Below are 21,100 nucleotides of genomic sequence, written 5' to 3'. Positions count from 1 at the left end.
CGGGGTCGGTTCGGCTGCTGATCGGGCTGGGCATCAGTGTCGCCGGATCAGGAGGCTGCCGATGAGGGTGCCTATGGCAGCCAGACCGACCACCACGCTGGAGGCGAGGCTGCTTCTGGGTGGGGCCGGCGGCTCCAGGTGGCTGGGGTCGGGTGATGGCGCTGCGCCGTGCGAGAGCTGAGTGCCGCTCGCCTGAGTGTTGGCGCGGTGGGGTTGTGGGGTGTTCGGGAGCAGGCGGACCGGGCGGTGGGGGAGTAGGGATAGCGGGTTCAGGTAGGTGGTGGACTGGAGTAGGCCCCAGTGGAGGCAGGTTGCGGGGGTGCAGTGGGAGGCGGCTGCTGAGAGATGGCCTAGTGGGGTGCCTGGGGTGACGAAGGTGCCTGTGCGGACTGTGGGGATGACCGGTTCGTAGGTGGTGCGGAGTGGGCCGGTGGCGATGACGATGACGCCGCGACCGGCGAGGGGGCCCGCGTACGTGACTGTGCCGGAGGTGGCCGAGCGGACCTGCTGGCCGGGGGAGCCGCGTAGGTCGAGGCCGCGGTGGCCGGGGAGCCAGGGCTTGGGTGGAGGCTCGAAACCGCGGACGACCTCGGGTCTTGGAGTGAGCGGCCAGACCGCCCCCGGCTGCACCGGAGCGGCGGTGGTTGTGGGGGTGGTTGGGGCTAGGAGGGCGGCGGTGGCCAGGAGGGTGGGGGTCATACAGGGAATGTGCCGTTGGAAGTGGGGAGTGGGGGTGGGGAATCTGTGGGGTGTGGACAAGTGGGGCCGGTTAGGTTTGGGTGGCGGGTTTCCCGTAGACTTTTGGTGGCGTCCCACGTGAGTGGGGCGACTTCGCACGCCCGCATGCCCCGAGACTGACTCCAGGAACCCTGGTGGCGGTGGGGGCGCACCACTCGGTCCCGGTTCTCCGGGGTCGGTGCGCGCGGGTGTCAGGCGCAACGGACCAAACCCGGTCCGCTGCGGGACAACCGAGACTGTGCCGTCCGAGTGTGCAACGCCGGGCCGGCACGACAGGAGGAACACCTCATGGCCGTCGTGACCATGAAGCAGCTGCTCGAGAGCGGCGTCCACTTCGGGCACCAGACCCGTCGCTGGAACCCGAAGATGAAGCGATTCATCTTCACCGAGCGCAACGGCATCTACATCATCGACCTGCAGCAGTCGCTGTCGTACATCGACCGCGCCTACGAGTTCGTCCGGAGCACCGTCGCCTCCGGCGGCGCGATCCTGTTCGTCGGCACCAAGAAGCAGGCCCAGGAAGCGATCGCCGAGCAGGCGACCCGGGTCGGCATGCCCTACGTGAACCAGCGCTGGCTGGGCGGCATGCTCACCAACTTCCAGACCGTCAACAAGCGGCTCCAGCGCCTCAAGGAGCTCGAGCTGCTCGACTTCGACGACGTCGCCGCCTCCGGTGTGACGAAGAAGGAGCTGCTGCAGAAGCGTCGCGAGCACGACAAGCTGCTCAAGACCCTCGGCGGCATCCGGGACATGGGCCGGGTTCCGGCCGCCGTCTGGATCGTCGACACCAAGAAGGAGCACCTCGCCGTCGACGAGGCGCGCAAGCTCAAGCTGCCGATCATCGGCATCCTGGACACCAACTGCGACCCGGACGAGGTCGACTTCCCGATCCCGGGCAACGACGACGCGATTCGTTCGGTCGGCCTGCTGACCCGCGTAGTCGCCGACGCCGTCGCCGACGGCCTGATGTCGCGCGGTGGCCAGGGTGCGGCCGCGGCCGGCGAGGAGCTGGGCGCCGAGGAGCCGCTGGCTGCCTGGGAGCGGGAGCTGCTGGAGAGCCAGAACGGCGCCACCACGGAAGCGAAGGCCGACGAGGCCCCCGTCGCTGAGGCCGCCGCTGTCGTGACCCCGGCCGCCGAGGCCGCAGTCCAGGCCCCTGCAGTCGAGGCCCCCGCTGCCGAGGCTCCGGTTGCCGAAGAGGCTCCGGCCGCTGAGGCTCCGGCTGCCGACGAGGCGCCGAAGACCGAGGCCTGATCGGCCTGTAGTCGTCCGACGCCGCTGCCGCCTTCCGTACTACGGGAGCCGGCAGCGGCCCAGGACGGCGAACAAGCCGCCGGCCACCCGCGGTACGGCGAGAGATCGCCAGGCGGCGGGATACGGCGAGCAGTCATCGGCCTCCGGGCCGGTGGCGAATCCCATCAGCTGACGCACCACACAAGACTGAGAGATCGAGGAATGGCGAACTACACCGCCGCTGACGTGAAGCGGCTCCGCGACGCCACCGGCGCGGGCATGATGGACGCGAAGAAGGCGCTCGAGACCACCGACGGTGACTTCGACAAGGCGATCGAGGAGCTGCGCATCCACGGCGCCGCCAAGGCCGCCAAGCGTGGCGCCGAGCGCTCCGCCACCAACGGCCTGGTCGCCGCCGCGGAGAACGCGATGGTCCAGTTCAACTGCGAGACCGACTTCGTCGCCAAGAACGAGCAGTTCCAGCAGCTCGCGGCCGACATCGTCGCGCACGCGTCGGCCAGCAAGGTCGGCGACGTCGAGGGCCTGCTCGGCGAGAAGCTGGCCGACGGCAAGAGCGTCGCGGAGAACATCGAGGCGCTGGCCGCGGTGATCGGTGAGAAGCTCGAGCTCGGCAAGGTCGCCGTCTTCGACGGCAAGGTCGCGGCGTACATGCACAAGCGTGCCGCCGACCTCCCGGCCCAGGTGGGCGTGCTCGTCGAGTTCGAGGGCGACAACGCCGAAGCCGCGCGGGGCGCCGCCATGCAGGCCGCCGCGATGCGCCCGCTCTACACCACTCGCGAAGAGGTCCCGGCCGAGACGGTCGAGAGCGAGAAGCGGATCGCCGAGGCGACCGCCCGCGAGGAAGGCAAGCCCGAGCAGGCGCTGCCGAAGATCATCGAGGGCCGGGTGAACGGCTTCTTCAAGGAGGTCGTGCTGCTCGAGCAGTCCTCGGTCCAGGAGAACAAGAAGACCGTGAAGGCGGTCCTCGACGAGGCCGGCGTGACCGTCAAGCGGTTCGCTCGCTTCGAGGTCGGAGCCTGACGGTTCCCCGACCACACCAAGAAGAAGCAGTCGACGAGGAGGCCGGAGTCGTGACGGAAACCCTGGGTACCGAGACGAATCCGGCCTCTGAGCCGTTCGACCCGGCCTATCGGCGGGTACTGCTGAAGTTGTCGGGTGAGGTGTTCGGCGGCGGCAAGCTCGGCGTCGACCCCGACGTGGTGAACTCGATCGCCAAGCAGATCGCCGAGGTGGTGCGCTCCGGCGTACAGGTCGCCGTGGTGGTCGGTGGCGGTAACTTCTTCCGCGGCGCGGAGCTGCAGCAGCGCGGGATGGAGCGCAATCGCGCCGACTACATGGGCATGCTCGGCACGGTGATGAACTGCCTGGCGCTGCAGGACTTCCTGGAGAAGCTGGGTGTCGAGACCCGGGTCCAGACCGCCATCACGATGGGCCAGGTCGCCGAGCCGTACATCCCGCGCAAGGCCGACCGGCACCTGTCCAAGGGCCGCGTGGTGATCTTCGGCGCGGGCTCCGGGATGCCGTACTTCTCCACCGACACGGTCGCTGCCCAGCGTGCGCTGGAGATCGGCGCCGAGACGCTGCTGATGGGCAAGCAGGGTGTCGACGGGGTCTACGACTCCGACCCCAAGAAGAACCCCGACGCGGTCAAGTTCGACCAGCTGTCGTACGACGACTTCCTGGCCCGCGGGCTGCGGGTGGCCGACGCCACCGCGATCAGCCTGGCCCGGGACAACGCGTTGCCGATCGTGATCTTCGGACTCGAGGAGGGCAACATCGCCCGCGTCGTCCGGGGTGAGAAGATCGGCACGGTCGTCTCACCAGGTCAGTAGCGCACCTACTAAGATCACGGCCAACACACGGGCTCAGGTCCGGCGTGGAGTAAACCAGCGTTCGTAGGGTTGGATCAGGCCGCACCGACGCGGCCCCGAGGAAGCGAGGAATGTCGTGATCGACGAAGCACTCCGCGAAGCCGAGCAGAAGATGGCGAAGGCCGTGGAGGTCGCCAAGGACGATTTCGCCGCGATCCGCACCGGCCGCGCGCACCCGTCGATGTTCTCGAACATCGTGGCGGACTACTACGGTTCGCCGACGCCGCTGCAGCAGCTGGCCGGGTTCCAGGTGCCGGACCCGCGTACCGTCCTCATCTCGCCGTACGACAAGGGCGCGATGGCGGCGATCGAGAAGGCGATCCGCGACTCCGACCTGGGCGTCAACCCGGGCAACGACGGCTCGGTGATCCGGGTGACGATGCCGCAGCTCACCGAGGACCGCCGCAAGGAGTACATCAAGGTCGCCAAGACCAAGGGCGAGGACGCCAAGATCTCGGTCCGCAGCATCCGCCGGCACGCGATGGACTCGATCGGCAAGTCGGTCAAGGACGGCGAGGCGGGCGAGGACGAGGGCAAGAGTGCTGAGAAGCGGTTGGACGGGATGACGAAGAAGTACGTCGACTCGATCGACCAGCTGCTCAAGCACAAGGAAGCCGAACTGCTCGAGGTGTGATGGGCGTCGACCAGAGCACCCCCGCGCCGAGCCGCGCCGGGCGGAACCTGCCCGCGGCGATCGGTGTCGGGGTCGGTCTCGGTGCGGTCATCATCGGTTCGCTCTTCTGGTACAAGGCTCTGTTCGTGCTCGTCGTGCTGGCCGCGGTGATCGCGGCCGTCGACGAGCTGGTCCGCGTGTTCCACGCCAGCGGCGCCAAGCTGTCCAGGATCCCGCTGTTCGCCGGCACGACGGCGATGCTGGTCGCCGCGTACTACGGCGGCCCGCTCTCGTTGCTGATCACGATGGCGCTGGCGGTGCTGGCGACGATCTTCTGGCGGATGCCGGGCGGCTCGATCGGCTTCGTCCGCGACGTCACCACCAACGTCTTCCTGATCGGCTACGTGCCGCTGCTGGCCGGGTTCGCGATCCTGCTCGTCCAGCCGGACGACGACGGGCCGCAGCGGGTGGTGACGTTCTTCCTGGTGGTGGTGGCCAGCGACATCGGCGGCTATGTGGCCGGCGTGTTGTTCGGCAAGCACCCGATGGCGCCGACGATCAGCCCGAAGAAGTCCTGGGAAGGTTTCACCGGCTCCACGCTGGCTTGTATCGGCGCCGGCATCGGCGCCGTGGTCTGGCTGCTCGACGGCCCCTGGTGGGTCGGCGCGATCATCGGCGCGATCGCGGTACTGACCGCGACGGTCGGCGATCTGGCCGAGTCGATGATCAAGCGCGACCTCGGGATCAAGGACATGTCGAACCTGCTGCCGGGCCACGGCGGCGTGATGGACCGGCTGGATTCCTTGCTGGCAACGGCTCCCGCGGTCTGGCTGTTGCTGCATCTACTCGTTTGACGTGGGCGGCGCCGCCGGGTTCGATGACTGTATGACCATCGCACCCGACGGCCGCTCCCTGCACGGTGACATCGTCCGGCTGGACCGGCTCGTTGCCTCCGACATCGATTCCCTGTACGCCGCGATCGCCAGCGAGCAGGTCTACGCCGGGGGATTCGGCGGCGGGCCGGCCGCAATACCGGCCGACGTCGGCCACATGCGCGAGACCTGGATCCCCGCGGCCGCCAATCGCGTCGCGTACGTCGTCCGCCTGGCCGCCGACAGTGAATTGGGTGCCGAGGGCACTGTCGTCGGGACGTCGAGCCTGGCCGACGTCGACCTGCACAACGAGCGCACCCACCTCGGCTTCACCGGCTATGCGCCGGCCGTGTGGGGCACGAAGGTCAACCCCGCGGCGAAGCTCCTGCTGCTCCAGCACGCCTTCGAGGACTGCGGTTTCGGCCGGGTGAAGATCCAGACCGGCCTCGCCAACACCCGGTCGCAGGCTGCGATCGCCAAGCTCGGCGCGACTCGCGAGGGCGTTCTCCGCCGGCACATGAAGCTGGCCGACGGCTCCTGGCGCGACACCGTCGTCTTCTCGATCCTGGCCGACGAGTGGCCGGACGTCCGCAAGAAGCTCCAGGACAGGATCAGCGGCTAGTCAGGCTCCTGAGCCCAGCCAGCTCACCGAGCAGCCGATAGGACTCCAGCAGATCGGCGCGGTCGTACGTGTTCGTGGTGATCAGTACTTCGTCCGCGCCCGTCCGCTGCACCAATCCACCCAGCACGGCGTCCACCTCCGCAGGCGTTCCGTAGATCTGCCCACTGAGCGACTGCTCGAAGAACCCGCGCTCCTTCTCGGTCATGTCGAGCTCCAGCACCGTGGAGATCGACTGCAGCGGCGGGAAGACACCACGGGTCCGGGAGTAGGCACTGGACCAGGCCTCGGGCAGCAGTAGCCGCCTGGCCGCCTCGGACGTCTCCGCGACGGCCACTGTCGCCGCCAACACGACGTACGGACCAGGAGCCCAGGCAGAAGGCTGGAAGTCGGTGCGGTAGCGGTCGATGAGGCTCAACAGCTCCTGCTCGCCCTTGACCCCGGCAATCACCAAGGGCAGGCCGAGCGAGGCTGCGAGCACAGCACCTTCGCCGATCGCCAGCACGAAGGGTGGGATGGTCAAGCCTTCACCAGGACGCGCATGGACCTGGTTCTGGTGAGTCCCGGCGAAGTACCCGAGCAGCTCCCGCACCTGGTCACTGAAGTCCTCCGCCGCGTCCTTCTCGACGCCCAGCGCCCGCCGGATCCCGTTGGTGAAGCCGACCGACCGCCCAAGCCCCATGTCGATCCGCCCAGGAAACAGCGACTCCAGTACGCCGAACTGCTCCGCCACAACCAATGGCTGGTGATTGGGGAGCATCACTCCACCAGTGCCAACGCGGATGCGTGACGTGGAAGCCGCCACCGCCGCCGCCAGCACAGTAGGGGCCGACCCGACCACCCCCGGCACGCTGTGATGCTCGGACACCCAGAACCGGTGGTAGCCGAGCTCCTCGACCTGCCGAGCGAGCTGAACGGTTCCGCGAAGCGTCTCAGCCTCTGTCTCTCCCGCACGAGTCCGCGACCGATCCAGGATCGACAGCGGAATCCCTGCGAGCGCAGTACCGGCGAGTGAGTCCATGCAGAGTCCAACTGACCCGCCCGGAGGCCCATTCCCCGGCCGGTTTCGATCTGCGTCGAAATCGGCAGTGAAATTTTCACGGCTCCCAGAGGGCGATGGAAATCTGATGACAACGCGCTGACCTGCGAAAACACCCCGATGTCAGTCGCTGAGCGTGCCCAGGCATGCCCGGAGAGTAGGTTTACAAGCCTGGCCGGAAGGAATCCACTGACATGTGCGACGGCCACGGAGGCCGCCGCGTCGAGGGCTTGAGGAGCTCACATGAACAGTGCTCTGTTCCAGCCGCCCGTGAGGCTCGGGAGGCGTACGACCACGAAGTTGAAGGCCGTGGCATGCGGTCTCGCCCTGATAGCCGGCGTGTCGATCCCGATGGCCGCGTCGGCCTCGGTGCAACCGGTGGTCACCACCCAGTCCGGCGCCGCCAAGGTCAGTACCGGGTTGTCGAGCGCCAAGCTCGCCGCCAACCAGGCCGCCGCGGCCAAGAAGGTGCCGACGCTCGGCCACTCGACCCAGACGCTGCGGTCGCTGAGCATCCAGTTCCAGTACCAGCAAACCGGCTACTGGTGCGGCCCGGCCGCGACCCGGATGGCCCTGTCGGCGCGGATGTCGTCGCCGCCGAGTCAGCAGGAGCTGGCCAACCAGCTGCCCACCACGACCAACGGCACCGACTGGATCGGCCAGGTCACCCGCGTCCTCAACAACCGGCTCAACACCGGGTACTACGAGACCAAGGAGATGCCGAACGACCCGCCGACCCAGGCGCAGCGCAACCTGCTCTGGTACGACATCCAGTACGACATCGACCGCGGCTACGCGATCGTCGCGAACATCGTTGCCCCGGCCAACAACCACCCGCCGGGTTACCCGAACTACACGATCTGGCACTACTTCACGGTGATCGGCTACGACACCAGCGACTCGACCGTGCTGATCGCGGACCCGGCCGGCTTCGGCCCGGCGACGTACTGGCTGACCTTCAACCAGCTCGCCACCCTGATCCCGCCGAAGGGCTACTCCGCCTGACCTGAGCCGATGCGGCGACTCCGGTCGCCGCGTCGACCGGCTCGCAGCGCCGGGTAGTTTGAGGCCGTGAGCACAGAGCCTCGGTTGGAGATCCAGTACTGCACGCAGTGCCGGTGGTTGATGCGGGCCGCGTGGACCGCGCAGGAGTTGCTGACCACCTTCCCGAAGGAGCTGGGGGAGGTGGCGCTGGTACCGGGGACCGGTGGGATCTTCGACATCTCCCTGCAGGGCGAGCTGCTCTGGTCGCGCAAGGCCGAGGGCGGGTTCATCGAGTTGCCGCTGCTGAAGCAAATGGTCCGGGACCGGATCGCGCCGGACCGGCAGCTCGGCCACTCCGACCGCAAGGCCGACGCGACCGAGCTGTGATCCCCGGCACGTCGGGGATGTGAATTTGTGAATCGCCTACCGCCCGCGCGACAATGGGCTGCGATGACTACCTCCCTCCCGCTCGTTTTCGATGAGCCGCGCCGTGCCAAGAAGCCGCCGCGGCACCTGGCCGACCTCAGTGGGGAGGAGCGGCGCGCCGCGGTGACGGCGCTCGGCGAGCCCGCGTTCCGGGCCAAGCAGTTGTCGAACCACTACTTCTCCCGGCTGACCGACGACCCGGCCGACATGACCGATTTGCCCGCCGCAACCCGCGAGAAGCTGGTCGGCGAGCTGATGCCGCCGCTGCTGACCAAGGTCCGCGATCTGGAGTGCGACAACGGCACCACGCGGAAGTCGCTCTGGAAGCTGCTGGACGGCTCGCTGGTCGAGTCGGTGCTGATGCGCTACAAGGACCGCACCACGATGTGCGTGTCGTCGCAGGCCGGTTGTGGCATGGCCTGCCCGTTCTGCGCGACCGGCCAGGCGGGTCTGACCCGCAACATGAGCACCGCGGAGATCGTCGAGCAGGTCGTCGACGGCGCCCGCGCGCTGGCCCGCGGCGAGATCGCCGGCGGCCCCGGCCGGGTCAACAACATCGTCTTCATGGGCATGGGCGAGCCGATGGCCAACTACAAGGCCGTGATTGGCGCCGTCCGCCGGTTCACCGAGCCCTCACCCGATGGCCTGGGCATCTCGGCGCGTGGCGTGACCGTGTCGACCGTCGGCCTGGTGCCGCGGATCAACCAGCTCTCCACCGAAGGCATCCCGGTCACCCTGGCATTGTCGCTGCACGCGCCGGACGACGAGCTGCGCGACGAGCTGGTCCCGATCAACAACCGGTGGAAGGTCGACGAGGTCCTCGACGCCGCCTGGGGGTACGCCGAGAAGACCAAGCGCCGGGTCTCGATCGAGTACGCGATGATCCGCGACATCAACGACCACGCCTGGCGGGCCGACCTGCTCGCCGAGAAGCTGGCCGCCCGTGGCGACTGGGGCTGGGTGCACGTCAACCTGATCCCGCTGAACCCGACGCCCGGCTCCAAGTGGACCGCCTCCGACCCGGCCGACGAGCGCGAGTTCGTCCGTCGCCTGCAGGCCGGCGGCATCCCGACCACGGTCCGCGACACCCGCGGCCAGGAGATCGACGGCGCCTGCGGCCAGCTCGCCGCCGCCAACAAGGACTGACCGGGTGCTCCGCCCGGAGTTCGCGGTCAAGCGGCTGGGGGAGCGGTACGACCGGGCCGAGGTCGACGAGTTCGTCGAGCGGATCCTGGCGACGGCGAACCGTACGACGACGCCGTCGGTAACTGTCGAGGACCTGCGCAGCGCTGCTTTCCGTACTCCGTTGCTCGGCCCGGGCTACTCCGCCCGGGAGGTCGACGACTTCCTGACCGACGCCGAGAACTGGCTGCCGGACCGCCCGGTCGTGCGCCAGGGGCCCACCGGGCAGCGCCGCGAGCCGCCGCTGTTCACGCCGGTCCGGCTGCGCGAGGGCTACTCCTTCGAGGACGTCGACGAGTTCGTCGAACGGGTGATGGCGACGGTGAACGGCGAGCCCGTGAAACGGCCGGTCACGGTGCGCGAGCTGCGCAAGGTGCAGTTCACGCCGGTCCGCCTCGCCGAGGGGTACGACGTCGAAGAAGTCGACGACTGGCTGGACGAAGCCGAGCGCTGGCTCACCGGCCAGGACTGAGATGGGATGATCGAGGGGTGAAGATCCTCTCGATCCAGTCCGCGGTCGCCTATGGGCACGTGGGCAACTCGGCAGCCGTTTTCCCGCTCCAGCGCATCGGGGTGGAGGTGCTGCCGGTCTATACGGTGAACTTCTCGAACCACACCGGCTACGGCGCGTGGCGCGGGCCGCTGATCAGTCCGGACGACGTCCGCGAGGTCGTGCTGGGTATCGAGGAGCGGGGAGTCTTTCCGCAGATCGACGCGGTGCTGTCGGGCTACCAGGGCGGTGAGGGGATCGCCGACGTCATCCTCGAGACCGTCGAGCGGGTCAAGAAGGCCAACCCCGCGGCGGTCTACTCCTGCGACCCGGTGATGGGCAACGCGAAGTCCGGCTGCTTCGTCGCCCCGGCCATCCCGGTGCTGCTGCGCGATCGGGTTGTCCCGGCCGCCGACATCATCACGCCGAACCAGTTCGAGCTGGGCTTCCTGACCAACACGGAGCCCGACACCCTGGAATCCACATTGGCCTCGGTCGAGCTCGTCCGCGCGACCGGACCGCGCACGGTGCTCGTCACCAGCGTCGAGCGGCCTGACCGCGAGGACGGCACGATCGAGATGCTCGCCGTCGACGACAGCGGCGCGTGGCTAGTCCAGACGCCGTACATCCCGATGAAGGCGAACGGCTCGGGCGACGTCACCGCCGCGCTCTTCACCGCCCACTACGGCCGTACCGGCGATCTGAAGGATGCACTCGCCCGCGCAACGTCGAGCGTCTTCGACCTGCTCACCCGCACCCACGAGTCAGGCGAGCGGGAACTGCAACTCATCGAGTCGCAGGACGCCTACGCGAACCCCCGCATGCAATTCACCCCGACCCGCGTCGCCTGAGGGAGGTGGCCTTGCCGGCGAACTGGCCGAGAAAGCGTCTGACGCGCGGCTCGAACATCGTCCTGGCCGTTCTTCATCTCGCCGGTGGCAGTAGATTCGCCGACGCGGCCAGGGAGCTGCGCGATGGCAGGCCGGCGGCTTCCGGTGACTTCTCCGAGCTGCCGGCCGAGCTGGCCGTCAAGGTTCTGAACCAGGCAGGCCATGAGTTCAGGCAGGCCGCCGAGGGGGATCTGGGATCGGCAGAGCTGGCGCTCGAGGAGCTGCTCGCCGCCGCGCCGAAACGCGAGACCCTCGGCCGTGCGCTGCGCGACGCGGAGTCGCTGCGGACGTACCTGCTCAACCATGGCGGGCGGGAGCGCCGGGCCGGTCTGCTGTCGGACGACGCGCAGCGGTACTTCGACCGCCTCCTGGATCTGTCCTGCGAGTTCATCTCCCGGACGGTCCACGAGACCGATCTCGGCGGCCGGGCAGAGCGAGCCGGGATCGCGGAGCTGCTGACCAAGGTCGACCTCTGGCGCCAGGAGACGGCTGACCTGCTCGAGCGAAGAGCGGACGGCAAGGCGTGGAGCGGGGACGCCTCGGCCGTACTGCGGGTGGCCGGTGCCCAGGCCAGGCGGAGTACCCAGCCGGAGATCCTGCCGGGAATGGACCGGCTCGCGGCTCTCGAAAGCGCTGTCGGCGGGCTCTCGAAGTCGCTGGCGATCATCGGTGCGGGTGGGCTCGGCAAGAGTGTCCTCGCCGGCCAGCTCTTCGACCGGTTCGAGGCAGCAGGCGATACCGCGACCATCTTCGTTCCGTGCACCCGGATCCCCGCCTCGGCCGAACTGACCGGTTCGGACGCGGTCGATCTGGCCTTCGGGCAGGCGGCCGCCGGTGACCGGGAGGCCGGTGCCCTGACGGCGATACTGGCCGGGCTCCCGGCGAGCGAGCAGACCGTCGTCATCTTCGACACCCTCGACCTCATCCTGACCGAGCAGAACGCCGACGACGTCTGCTACGTGCTTCGGCAGGTCGCGCGGACTGGCTTGTTGTTCCTGACGTGCCGGGACCAGGAGTGGCACAACTACCTGGAGTCGGAGCGCGACCTGGTGGACGCGCTCTATCGCGTGCCGAGCCTGACGTCCGACGAGATCGGCGAATGGGCGGAAGCGTATGTGCGAGCGAGTGCGATCCCGCAGGACCGGCGGGAGACCTTTGCGGCGAGTCTGAAGCCGTTCAGTGAGGTCTTCTCCTCACCGTTGCGGCTCGCCATCGCTTGCGACATCTACGCTGCCGCAGGTCGTGTCCCGGCCGGCCTCACAGTCACGCGCCTGTACCAGGCTTACTGGGATAGCCGGGTGGCGACGGATCGGCGGGGCCGACGAGCTGACCGGGCCGCGAACCAGGTCCGGACCGCCGAGGCGCTGGCGGCCGCGGTCTGGGAGGCCAGCGGCAGCCGGTTCGTTGAGTATGTACCGGCGAGCGAGGCGATGACCGCCGTCGGCCTCAACGACCTGCTCAGCGAAGGAACCGTCCAGGTGCTCGGCGGGCGGTACGCGTTCTTCCACCAGACCTACGCGGAGTACGCCGTCGCCCGGCACCTCGCCATCCGTGCCACCCCAGTCGACCTGGACCGGCTGGAGGGCGGATTGCGTGCCGGAGCGCCCGGCTACTGGGCGGTCGCCAAGCACCTGCTGATGCTGGAGATCGCTCCGGACCGGCTGCTCGAGCTGGCTGCGCACGTACCGCGGGACTCGGTCGAGGGGATCCGGCTTCATTTCCAAAGTGCGCTGGCACAGGGCGATGCGGCGTTGGTCGAGCGCCTTGCCGCTGAGCTGAAGGAAGATCGTCCGGCGCTCCTCATCGCCAGTATCGGGGTGCTGGAGCCGGCCGCCGGAGACTGTGTCGGCCCTGCGCTCGAGATCGCTTCGTGGTGCCTGAGCAACGCCGATGAGTCGAGCTTCCCCAGGGTTGCCATGACGCTCGGGCCGTTGATCCCCGCCGCCGAACCGGCACAACAGGCCGCGGCTTTGGAACGAGCCCTAGAGATCTGCCTGAAGCGGATGGCAGTCGACCGGCGGAGACACATCGGCCCGGTCATCCGGAAGCTGCTCGAAGACGCGGTGACACCCGATGCGACCGGTATCGACCTCCGGATCCTCGTCGACCGCTACGGCCAACTGCCAGAACCCGCCAGGGCCTGGGCACTGGCCGCGTTCCGGCACCGGGGAGCCGATTCAGAGCTGGCGACCCAGTTGATCCTGCGGGCGCTCCGCCTGAAGTGCCCGACCGGAGCGGCGGACGATGCCGCCGGATTGTTGATCGGTGTCTGGCAGGAGCCCGAGGTCCGTGCGGCCGCAGGTTGGTCGGACTGGCGGTCGATGCTCGGTGCGGCTCTGCCGGAGCGCTGGAACGCCTGCCAGTTGCGACTGATGCGCCACCTGTGCGCGGACCGGACGACAGCGCTGGAGTTGCTGGCGGCGGTTTTCGATCCAGACGCTTCCATCGAGCGGACGCAGTACACGAACGCCGTCCTCAACCTGGCCGAGGACGATCCTGATCTGGTTGCTCAGGCTGTCATCCGGACACCGAGGACGACCTCGAACGGCGTGCTGGGCACCTTGGCCACCGTGACGAGCCGCCTTGCCGGGAGGGTGGACGCTCAGAGCCAGTTCGAGCTCGCCGCTTCCCTGGAGGCTTACCTAGCCGATCACCCGCAGGTGATCTGGCCGGTCCTCCTCAAGCTCGCCTGCGACAACCCCAGCAGGCTGCGGGAGTACCTCGAGCGGTTGACCCGCTTCTCGGTCGAGGACGCCAACGGACTGATGCACGGACGGTCGGCGGTACGCCGCTCCGTCGCCGTCGTCCTGTCCACCGCCGAGCCGGCCGTCGTCCGCGAGTTCGAGACGGAGCTCAGGGCGCTGTGTCCCTCCGAGGACCCGGCCGATCTCGAGCAGATCGCCCGCCTGCAGGGCCGATTGACACCCGTCTCGGCCGCCGCTCGCGGGTGGGTCTCGGAGCAGCTGCTGGAAGGCACCCGGCCGAAGATTGCGAAGGCCGCAGCCCAGGCGACGGCCGACTCGTTGGACGACTGGGATCGAGAAGAACTCAAGGGGCCAGGTCTGGCCTGGCTGCTCGGACTGCTGGCCTCGGAGCAATCAAACGCGGTCCGGGCCGTGGTTGCCGCGGTCGACCTTCAGACCACCACCCTCCAGCTCCCGGAGACCTGGACGCCCGTCGTCGTCGACCGGTTGGTGTGCTCGCTCGCCGGCGGCGAGAACGAGCAGGTCCAGACCGCGCTGATCCGGCTGGTCAGGTCGATCGACCAGGCGACCGGAATCAGCACGGCCGATGCAGTGCTGATCATCGACGCGCATCTCGAGGCAGCCCGAGTAGCCCTCGAACGAGCGTCGTCAGCAGACTCCCGGGCCAGGTCGGGGGCCTACGCCCGGCTGCTGGCCGCCGTGACCACGCTGGGCACGACTCACCTCGGACTTCAAGAGTTGGGTGACCTTGCCGTGCGGGTGCTCACCACGATCGACTCGGCTGCTGTCGTCTGGCGGGAAAGACCCGGTCCGGACAAGTCCGGGCAGCCGCGCAAGAACCTGGCGCGCATGCTGATCCGGGTCGTCACCGAGCAACCCCTTGCGATGCCGCGACTTGAGGATGCTTGGCCGAGGTGCTCGGCCTCCAACAAGTTGGCGATCGCTGAGTGCGTCGCACTGGTGGAGGCCGGGAGCCGCGGCGTCGTCAGTCTCAGGCTGGCTCGCCGGGCGGACTGCCCGCCGGACATCGCCAACCTGCTACACGCCCGCTTCGGCGGATAGTCAGGTCAGACGACTGGAGGCCGCTTCGGCGGTTGGTCAGGTCAGAAGACTCGAACGGCTACCTCCGCGGGGGCGGCGAGTAGGGCGGTGATCTCGTCGTCTAGTTTGACGAGGGTGACCGAGGCGCCGGCCATGTCGAGGGAGGTGCAGTACTCGCCGACGTAGCTGCGGCCGACGGTGATGCCGCGCCCGGCCAGTTGGTCGTGCGCACGCCCGTACAGGAGGTAGAGCTCGCTGATCGGGGTGCCGCCCAGGCCGTTGATCATCAGTGCGACGTTGTCGCCGCGCTCGTAGGGCAGGTCGGTCACGACGGCTTCGAGGAGTTCGTCGATGATCGTGTTGGCGTCGGCGAGCTTCTCCCGGCGGCGGCCGGGCTCGCCGTGGATGCCGACGCCGATCTCCATCTCGTCGTCGCCGAGCTCGAACAGCGGGCTGCCCTTGGCCGGCGGCGTGCACGACGTCAGCGCCATCCCCATCGTGCGGGTCACCGAGTTGACCTTCTCGCCGATCCGGACCAGCTCGTCCAGGTCCGCGCCGGACTCCGAGGCCGCGCCGACCGCCTTGATCACGAAGAAGTTGCCGGCCACCCCGCGCCGCCCGACCGTGTACGTCGAGTCGGCCACCGCGACGTCGTCGTCCACCATCAGCGTCTTGATCGTGACGCCGTCGGCCTCGGCCATCTCGCGGCCCATGTCGAAGGCCATCCGGTCACCGGTGTAGTTGTTGACCAGATGCAGCACGCCCTTCGGCGAGGCGAGCAGTTTGCTGGTCTCGAGCACGTAGTCCATCGGCGGCGCGGCGAACACGTCACCCGGACAGGCGGCGTCCAGCATGCCCTTGCCGACGACCATCACGTGGGCCGGTTCGTGGCCGGAGCCCGACCCCTGGACGATCGAGACCTTGTCCGGGCTCGGCGCGTCGGTGCGCATGATCAGGTTGTACTCCGGGACGTACTTGAGGGTGTCCGGATTGGCGAGCGCGATGCCCTTGAGCATCTCCGGCACAAAGTTCTTGGGATCGTTGACGAACTTCTTCACGAGGGGCCTCCTTGCCACTCTTGCACCAATGCCTCGAACATGACGGCGACCGCGGTCGCGCCGGCGTCGACGCTGCCGATGCTTCGTTCGCCGGTGTAGGCGGCCCGCCCGCGACGGGCCTGCAGCTTCGCCGTGTCGTCGGCCGTGGTCCGGGCGACGGCCGCGGCAGCGCGCAGTACGGTGAGCATGTCGTTGCCTTGGGCAACTTGACTCTCGATCTCGTCGGTCGCGGGGACGAGTGAGTCGAGCAGGGTCTTCTCGCCGAGGCTGGCGCCGCCGCGCGCCATGATGCCCTCGGCCGCGCTGCGCAGCATGGCCACCACGGTCGGCCCGTCCAGCTCTGTCCTGCCGGCCGCGGCGGTGGCGGCGCGCAGGAAGCCCGTGCCCCAGATCGGACCGGACGTACCGCCGATGCGGCTGGTGATGACGACGGCGATCTTCTTCAGGAAGGTCGAGCTGTCGGTCCGGTCGAAGCCGTCCCAGTCGGTCAGCACGATCTCGAAGCCACGCGCGAGCGAGTAGCCGAAGTCGCCGTCGCCGACGACCGCGTCGAGATCGCCGAAGTACTTCTCGTTGGCGACCGCCGTCCGGGCGATCGTCTTGACCACCCGCTCGACCTCGGGAAGCGAATCAGCCATGGTCGGTGCCTCCAGTGGATGACGGCAGTACGGCGGCCAGGTCGGCCAAGGTGACGTAGGCGCCGGGGGAGGCGGCGCTGTGGTTGGCCAGCACCGTGACCGGCTCCAACCCCGGGTCGCCGAGCGAGTCGACGACGAAGGCCGCTTCGGCGAACTCCTCGTGCGCGGTGTAGCCGTTGACTGTTACCACGCAGGCAATGCCCGCCGCATGAGCCGCTGCCAGCCCGGGTGCTGAGTCCTCGATCGCGACCGCGCTACGACCGGGTAGGCCGAGGCGCTCCAGAGCCAGCAGGTAGACGTCGGGCGCAGGCTTCTTCCGCGGTACGACATCGCCGGCCAGGACGGTGAAGTCAGCAGCCCGGGTGGTGCCGACGACGTGCTCCAGCACCGCACGGACGGACGGCTCGGCGGAGGTCGACGCGACGGCGAGTTGCCAGCCGGCGGCGTACGCCTCCTCGACGATCCGCACGATCCCCGGCCGGGCGGGCAGTGCGCCGTCAGCGACCCTGGCCGTGTAGAGCTCGGTCTTGCGCCGGTGCCACCGGGCCACCACCTTCGACTGTGCCTCCCACTCCTCGGGCAATCCGGATTCGGCGACGAACGACGGGGTGAGCAGGCTGGCCATCCGCTCCTTGCCACCACCGATCCGGAGCTTCTCGCCGTACTCGTCCTCGGACCAGTGCACGGGCAGCCCGAACTCGGCGAAGGTCTGGTTGAAGGCCGGCAGATGACCGTCGCGCTCGGTGTCGGCCAGCGTGCCGTCGACGTCGAAGATGAGGGCGCTCACCATGCCTTCCCCGCACTCCCGAAGCGGTCGGCCAGGCCTTCCACCAGCGTGACCACGTCGGCGCGGACGTGCCGGAACAGCGACGGCGGATCCCACGAGTCCCGTACTTCGGCGTCGCGCAGATACTCGAGATTCGCCTTCATGTAGGCGATCTTGAGCGCCGTGGAGATGTTGACCTTCGCGCAGCCGCGGGCGATCAGGTCCTGGAACTGTGCGTCCGTCATCCCGCTGCCGCCGTGCAGCGCGATCGGGATGCCGGTCGCCTCGACGAGATCGGTGACCCGTTGTCCGTCGAGCTCCGGCGCGCTCGAGTAGATGCCGTGCGCATTGCCGATCGAGGGCGCGAAGACGTCGACCCCGGTCTCCTTGATGAAGGTCAGCGACACCTCGAGGGTCTGCCGCTTGGCCTCCGCGTCGGAACCGATGTCGTCCTCGACCCCGGTGATCGACTCGATCTCACCCTCGACATGGGCGCCGACCGCATGCGCCTCGCGGACCACCTCGACGGTCTGCCGCTGGTTCTCCTCGACCGGCAGCGCGGAGGCGTCGAAGAGCACCGAGTTCCAGCCTTTGGCCAGGCAGTCGCTGATCACCGAGCGATCCGGACAGTGGTCCAGATGCAGGGTCACCGGTACTTCGATGCCCGCCGTCAACCCGCGCCACATCGCCATCAACACGTCGGCGCCGATCGCCCGGACGGTCTTGACCGAGGTCTGCACGATCATCGGCGAGCGACGGTCGACCGCTGTCGCCAGCACGGCTTCGAGGGTCAGGTCGTTGACGATGTTGATCGCCGGTACGCCGTACCGCTCGGCCAGCGCTCGATCGACGATCTCCTTCAGCGGGACAACCGCCATGGCAGCACCTCCTCTGCCGCAACGCTAGAAGAGGCGAAACCCGGTGTCAGCGAGGAAATCCCCCGTCTTCACTGGGGGAAATCCCTACCCCGGGCCGTCAGCGAGGCAGACGCGACCCGGCGATCAGCTCCGAGCGACTGCGCGCGCCGGTCTTCCGCAGTACGGCGCTGACGTGCTTCTCCACCGTCTTGACCGAGATCACCAACTGCTCGCCGATCGCCCGATCGCCCAACCCCTGCTGAATGAGGGCCTTCACCTCTCGCTCGCGGGCAGTAAGCCCGTCCACGTTGGTAAGCCGCCCCTCCCAGACCTCACCGTGCGGCACGATCGACTCTCCACGAGCCGCCGCCGCAACTGCACCCGCCAACGCGGCACCATCGGCCGAAGTCTCTACACATCCGTGCACACCGGCCAGTAGGAGATCGACGACCGCCTGGTCATCACCTGGCCGGCAGACTGCGATCACCGCGGGCGCATGCTCCGCCTGCACCAGCGCTCGGATCAACCCCAGCGACTCCTCGTCGACAGCAACAACAGCCACTGCCGGCCGCAGCCGCCTAGCTGCCTCAAGCGCCTCTGCTGTCGAAGCGGCTTCGCCTACGACGGAGAACGGCGGCTCAGACCAAGCAAGCAGCCGCGACAACCCAGCCCGCAGCATCGGCTGAGCCGCAACGACCAGTACGTCCACCCGTACGTCGCTAGCCACCGCCGCACGTTGATACGGGAACACTGCCCGGATACTCGTTCCCCAGCCCGGCATGGAGTCCAGCGAGAGCGAACCACCGGCCCCTTGAGCCAACTCGACCATCCGGCGCAGCCCGAGGCCAGTACGGAACTCATCCGGCTCCCGCAACCCCTGCCCGGCCGTGAAGCCCTGGCCGTCGTCCTGCACCAGCAGCGAGAGCGACGCGGACTCATAGGCCAGCCCGACCCGCACCGTCTTGGCACGCGAGTGCTGCACGATGTTGGTGATCGCCTCCTGGGCAACACTCAACACGCGCTGTGCGAGGGCACGGTCGAGTGCTACCGGCGTACCGGCGACCACCAAGCGGGCGTCGACGCCTCTGGCTCGTGCTGCCCAGGCGAGTTCGGTGCGTAGTACGTCGTCGAGGCTATGGCCCTCCAACGGCGAGCTGCCCGCGCCGAGCAGCGCACGGCGGATTGAGGCGACCGTGTCCCGCGCCGACTCTTGAGCCTGCCTGAGCTCACCGGCCAGCTCTCCACCAGCGAGCTGTTCAGCGCGTTCGAGCCCAGACAGCATCCCGACGAGTCCCTGAGCCAGGAGATCGTGGACCTCGTCGAGGAGCCGTCCACGCTCAGCCGAGGCGGCCTGGAGCCGGGCTCGCTCCTCGGCGGCCTCGTAGGAGTTGGCGTTCACCAGCGCGATGGTCGCGTGCTTGGCGAACACCCGGAGCAGATCGGCATCGGCACGGTCGAACCTGCGGCCCGCGTCCCTGGAGAAGACGACGCAGGCGCCGATGATCCGGCCGCGCCACTCCAGTGGTACGCCGATCACGCTCTTGAGGGTCGCCCGGTCCTCAACGCTGATGTGTCCGCCGACGACATCGTCGTACCGGTCGAACCAGACAGGTCCGCGGCGGCGGACCACCTCGCCGGTCATCCCCTCGCCGAGCGGGAACACCCGGCCTGACTGGCAGCGGATGCCGATGTCGGCCTGCTTGCGGTACGTGCCCGCGGTCTCGTCGACGCTGGAGATCGAGCCTGCGTCGCAGCCCATCAGCTCGGTACAGCGCTGCAGGATCCGCTCCAGCAACGGCTGCAACTGCAGCTCACCGGCGAGGTCCTCGGCCACTGCGTTCAGCGCCTCGGCGCGCGCGGCCGGTGACGACGCAGGTCTGTCGTGGACAGTCACCGCCGGCTCCCTTCGGCCACGTCCTGTGTAGCACAGGCCGTGGAGCCCCAGGAGGGCTTAGCGAACGCAGATCAGCTCTACTGCTTCCTCGATGGAGTCGACCAGGTGTATTGAGGACTGCATGGGTCGGCCGGAGGCCAGGCGGTTCAGGACATCCCAAACCGGGACTGTGCGCGACCAGTGCTCGACGTCTACCAGGATCATCGGGATCTGCATCACCTGGTCGCCGTAGTAGTTGGGGGTGACGGCCTGGAAGATCTCCTGGACGGTGCCGGCCGCCCCGGGGAGGTAGATGATGCCGCCGCGGGCTCTGCTGAGCAGTACGTCCTCGCGGAGGGCGTTGGAGAAGTACTTGGCGATGGAGCTGGCGAAGACGTTCGGCGGCTCGTGGCCGTAGAACCAGGTCGGGATGGAGACGCCGCCGTCGCCGGGGAAGGCCTGGCGGACTGCTAGGCCGCTCAGGGCCCAGTCGGCGATCGACGGGCGGAAGGACGGCGTACCGGCGAGCATTGCCAGGGCTGAGGAGACCGCTGCGTCGTCGTACTCCGAAAGGCTAGACCCCAGGTTGGCAGCCTCCATCGCGCCGGGTCCACCGCCCGTTGCGACGGTCAGGCCGGCCCGGGCGAGCGTGCGCCCGAGCAGGACGGCCGACCGGTACGTCGGGTCGGTACGCGCGATCCCATGTCCGCCCATCACGCCGATCCACGGCCTGCCGTCAGGCAACTCGTGCAGCGAGTCGGCGATCGAGTGATCGTGCAGCGCGGCCGCCAGCGTCCGGCTGGTGTCGCCGCGCTCGTCGTACTGCCGAGACCACGCGTAGATCCGCGCATCCGGGGTCGCCTCGTACCCGTCCGCCAGACCGGCATACAGCTCGTCGGCGTCGTACAGGCGACCGCGGTACGGGTCGAAGGGCAGCTCCGGGATGGTGGGGAAGATCAGCCCGCCGCCGTCGCGCACCCAGTCCGCGGCGGCTTCCTCCATCGCGCAGCCCAGGAACAGCGACCCCATCGGCGACAGCTTGAGCAGTACCGCCGTCCGCCCGGTCAGATCCACCGACTGCACCCGCCAGCCGCCCATCGAGCTGGCCCCGGCCGCGATCACCTCGTCGAAATGCCGCAGCGACTCGATGTCAAGGTGAGGAATGCTCGGCGTTGTCACGAAGA

General features: G+C 68.5%; 21 protein-coding genes. 12 read left to right on the top strand and 9 right to left on the bottom strand.

What is annotated here, in order from left to right; all coding sequences use genetic code 11:
* Positions 1-33: 33 nt before the first annotated feature.
* On the bottom strand, positions 34-699 hold the full coding sequence (locus tag AB0M15_RS22985; protein ID WP_363822549.1) for a M23 family metallopeptidase: 666 nt from the start codon (positions 697-699) through the stop codon (positions 34-36).
* A 327-nt stretch (positions 700-1,026) separates the two neighbouring features.
* Between AB0M15_RS22985 and rpsB the strand changes: the two genes are divergently transcribed.
* A complete protein-coding gene (gene rpsB, locus AB0M15_RS22980) occupies positions 1,027-1,992 on the top strand; it encodes a 30S ribosomal protein S2 (RefSeq protein WP_363822545.1) in 966 nt (321 codons plus the stop codon).
* Between the two features lie 39 nt (positions 1,993-2,031).
* Here rpsB and AB0M15_RS22975 read toward each other — a convergent pair whose 3' ends face one another.
* A complete protein-coding gene (locus AB0M15_RS22975) occupies positions 2,032-2,169 on the bottom strand; it encodes a hypothetical protein (protein WP_363822542.1) in 138 nt (45 codons plus the stop codon).
* A gap of 24 nt (positions 2,170-2,193) precedes the next feature.
* Between AB0M15_RS22975 and tsf the strand changes: the two genes are divergently transcribed.
* From tsf to AB0M15_RS22950, 5 genes are all read left to right on the top strand, one after another.
* Positions 2,194-3,012 carry a translation elongation factor Ts gene (tsf, locus tag AB0M15_RS22970; protein ID WP_363822539.1) on the top strand — a complete coding sequence of 273 codons (819 nt, stop codon included), beginning with the start codon at positions 2,194-2,196 and terminating at the stop codon, positions 3,010-3,012.
* Between the two features lie 62 nt (positions 3,013-3,074).
* On the top strand, positions 3,075-3,824 hold the full coding sequence (gene pyrH / locus AB0M15_RS22965) for a UMP kinase (protein WP_328335294.1): 750 nt from the start codon (positions 3,075-3,077) through the stop codon (positions 3,822-3,824).
* A 115-nt stretch (positions 3,825-3,939) separates the two neighbouring features.
* Entirely contained in the window at positions 3,940-4,497 is a 558-nt protein-coding gene (frr, locus tag AB0M15_RS22960; protein WP_328326244.1) for a ribosome recycling factor, read from the top strand.
* Positions 4,497-5,330, top strand: a complete 834-nt coding sequence (locus tag AB0M15_RS22955) for a phosphatidate cytidylyltransferase (protein ID WP_363822535.1) — start codon at positions 4,497-4,499, stop codon at positions 5,328-5,330. The genes frr and AB0M15_RS22955 overlap by 1 nt, the downstream gene beginning before the upstream one ends.
* Before the next feature lie 31 nt (positions 5,331-5,361).
* Entirely contained in the window at positions 5,362-5,970 is a 609-nt protein-coding gene (locus AB0M15_RS22950; protein ID WP_363822532.1) for a GNAT family protein, read from the top strand.
* Here AB0M15_RS22950 and AB0M15_RS22945 read toward each other — a convergent pair.
* Complete coding sequence (locus AB0M15_RS22945) at positions 5,960-6,988, bottom strand: LLM class flavin-dependent oxidoreductase (RefSeq protein WP_363822529.1); 1,029 nt, start codon at positions 6,986-6,988, stop codon at positions 5,960-5,962. The two genes, AB0M15_RS22950 and AB0M15_RS22945, sit on opposite strands and share 11 nt — an antisense overlap.
* A gap of 261 nt (positions 6,989-7,249) precedes the next feature.
* Here AB0M15_RS22945 and AB0M15_RS22940 point away from each other — a divergent pair, with 261 nt between their 5' ends.
* From AB0M15_RS22940 to AB0M15_RS22915, 6 genes are all read left to right on the top strand, one after another.
* The gene (locus AB0M15_RS22940) at positions 7,250-8,011 is read left to right on the top strand and encodes a C39 family peptidase (protein WP_363822526.1); all 762 of its coding nucleotides are present in this window, start codon (positions 7,250-7,252) and stop codon (positions 8,009-8,011) included.
* A 66-nt stretch (positions 8,012-8,077) separates the two neighbouring features.
* A complete protein-coding gene (locus AB0M15_RS22935) occupies positions 8,078-8,377 on the top strand; it encodes a SelT/SelW/SelH family protein (RefSeq protein WP_363822524.1) in 300 nt (99 codons plus the stop codon).
* A 63-nt stretch (positions 8,378-8,440) separates the two neighbouring features.
* The gene (gene rlmN / locus AB0M15_RS22930; protein WP_363822521.1) at positions 8,441-9,562 is read left to right on the top strand and encodes a 23S rRNA (adenine(2503)-C(2))-methyltransferase RlmN; all 1,122 of its coding nucleotides are present in this window, start codon (positions 8,441-8,443) and stop codon (positions 9,560-9,562) included.
* A gap of 4 nt (positions 9,563-9,566) precedes the next feature.
* On the top strand, positions 9,567-10,070 hold the full coding sequence (locus tag AB0M15_RS22925) for a DivIVA domain-containing protein (protein WP_363822518.1): 504 nt from the start codon (positions 9,567-9,569) through the stop codon (positions 10,068-10,070).
* Between the two features lie 17 nt (positions 10,071-10,087).
* Complete coding sequence (pdxY, locus tag AB0M15_RS22920; RefSeq protein ID WP_363822516.1) at positions 10,088-10,939, top strand: pyridoxal kinase PdxY; 852 nt, start codon at positions 10,088-10,090, stop codon at positions 10,937-10,939.
* Between the two features lie 11 nt (positions 10,940-10,950).
* Positions 10,951-14,745, top strand: coding sequence for a hypothetical protein (locus tag AB0M15_RS22915; protein WP_363822514.1), 3,795 nt, complete (start codon positions 10,951-10,953; stop codon positions 14,743-14,745).
* Between the two features lie 41 nt (positions 14,746-14,786).
* Here AB0M15_RS22915 and dhaK read toward each other — a convergent pair whose 3' ends face one another.
* From dhaK to AB0M15_RS22885, 6 genes are all read right to left on the bottom strand, one after another.
* Positions 14,787-15,782 carry a dihydroxyacetone kinase subunit DhaK gene (dhaK, locus tag AB0M15_RS22910; RefSeq protein WP_363822511.1) on the bottom strand — a complete coding sequence of 332 codons (996 nt, stop codon included), beginning with the start codon at positions 15,780-15,782 and terminating at the stop codon, positions 14,787-14,789.
* A complete protein-coding gene (gene dhaL, locus AB0M15_RS22905; RefSeq protein WP_363822509.1) occupies positions 15,779-16,420 on the bottom strand; it encodes a dihydroxyacetone kinase subunit DhaL in 642 nt (213 codons plus the stop codon). Before dhaL ends, dhaK begins: the two co-directional genes overlap by 4 nt.
* The gene (locus AB0M15_RS22900; RefSeq protein WP_363822507.1) at positions 16,413-17,207 is read right to left on the bottom strand and encodes an HAD-IA family hydrolase; all 795 of its coding nucleotides are present in this window, start codon (positions 17,205-17,207) and stop codon (positions 16,413-16,415) included. Before AB0M15_RS22900 ends, dhaL begins: the two co-directional genes overlap by 8 nt.
* Complete coding sequence (locus AB0M15_RS22895) at positions 17,204-18,064, bottom strand: class II fructose-bisphosphate aldolase (protein WP_363822505.1); 861 nt, start codon at positions 18,062-18,064, stop codon at positions 17,204-17,206. The genes AB0M15_RS22900 and AB0M15_RS22895 overlap by 4 nt, the downstream gene beginning before the upstream one ends.
* Positions 18,065-18,161: 97 nt before the next feature.
* Positions 18,162-19,937, bottom strand: a complete 1,776-nt coding sequence (locus AB0M15_RS22890; RefSeq protein ID WP_363822503.1) for a GAF domain-containing protein — start codon at positions 19,935-19,937, stop codon at positions 18,162-18,164.
* A gap of 57 nt (positions 19,938-19,994) precedes the next feature.
* Positions 19,995-21,095: an LOG family protein gene (locus tag AB0M15_RS22885; RefSeq protein WP_363822500.1), complete on the bottom strand. Its 1,101-nt coding sequence runs from the start codon at positions 21,093-21,095 to the stop codon at positions 19,995-19,997.
* Between the last annotated feature and the right edge of the window lie 5 nt (positions 21,096-21,100).

Origin of the sequence: Kribbella sp. NPDC051718 (assembly GCF_040681515.1) — a bacterium.
GTDB lineage: Bacteria > Actinomycetota > Actinomycetes > Propionibacteriales > Kribbellaceae > Kribbella.
Note: the sequence above shows the minus strand (reverse complement) of the source record. Positions and strands in the feature narration are given on the sequence as shown.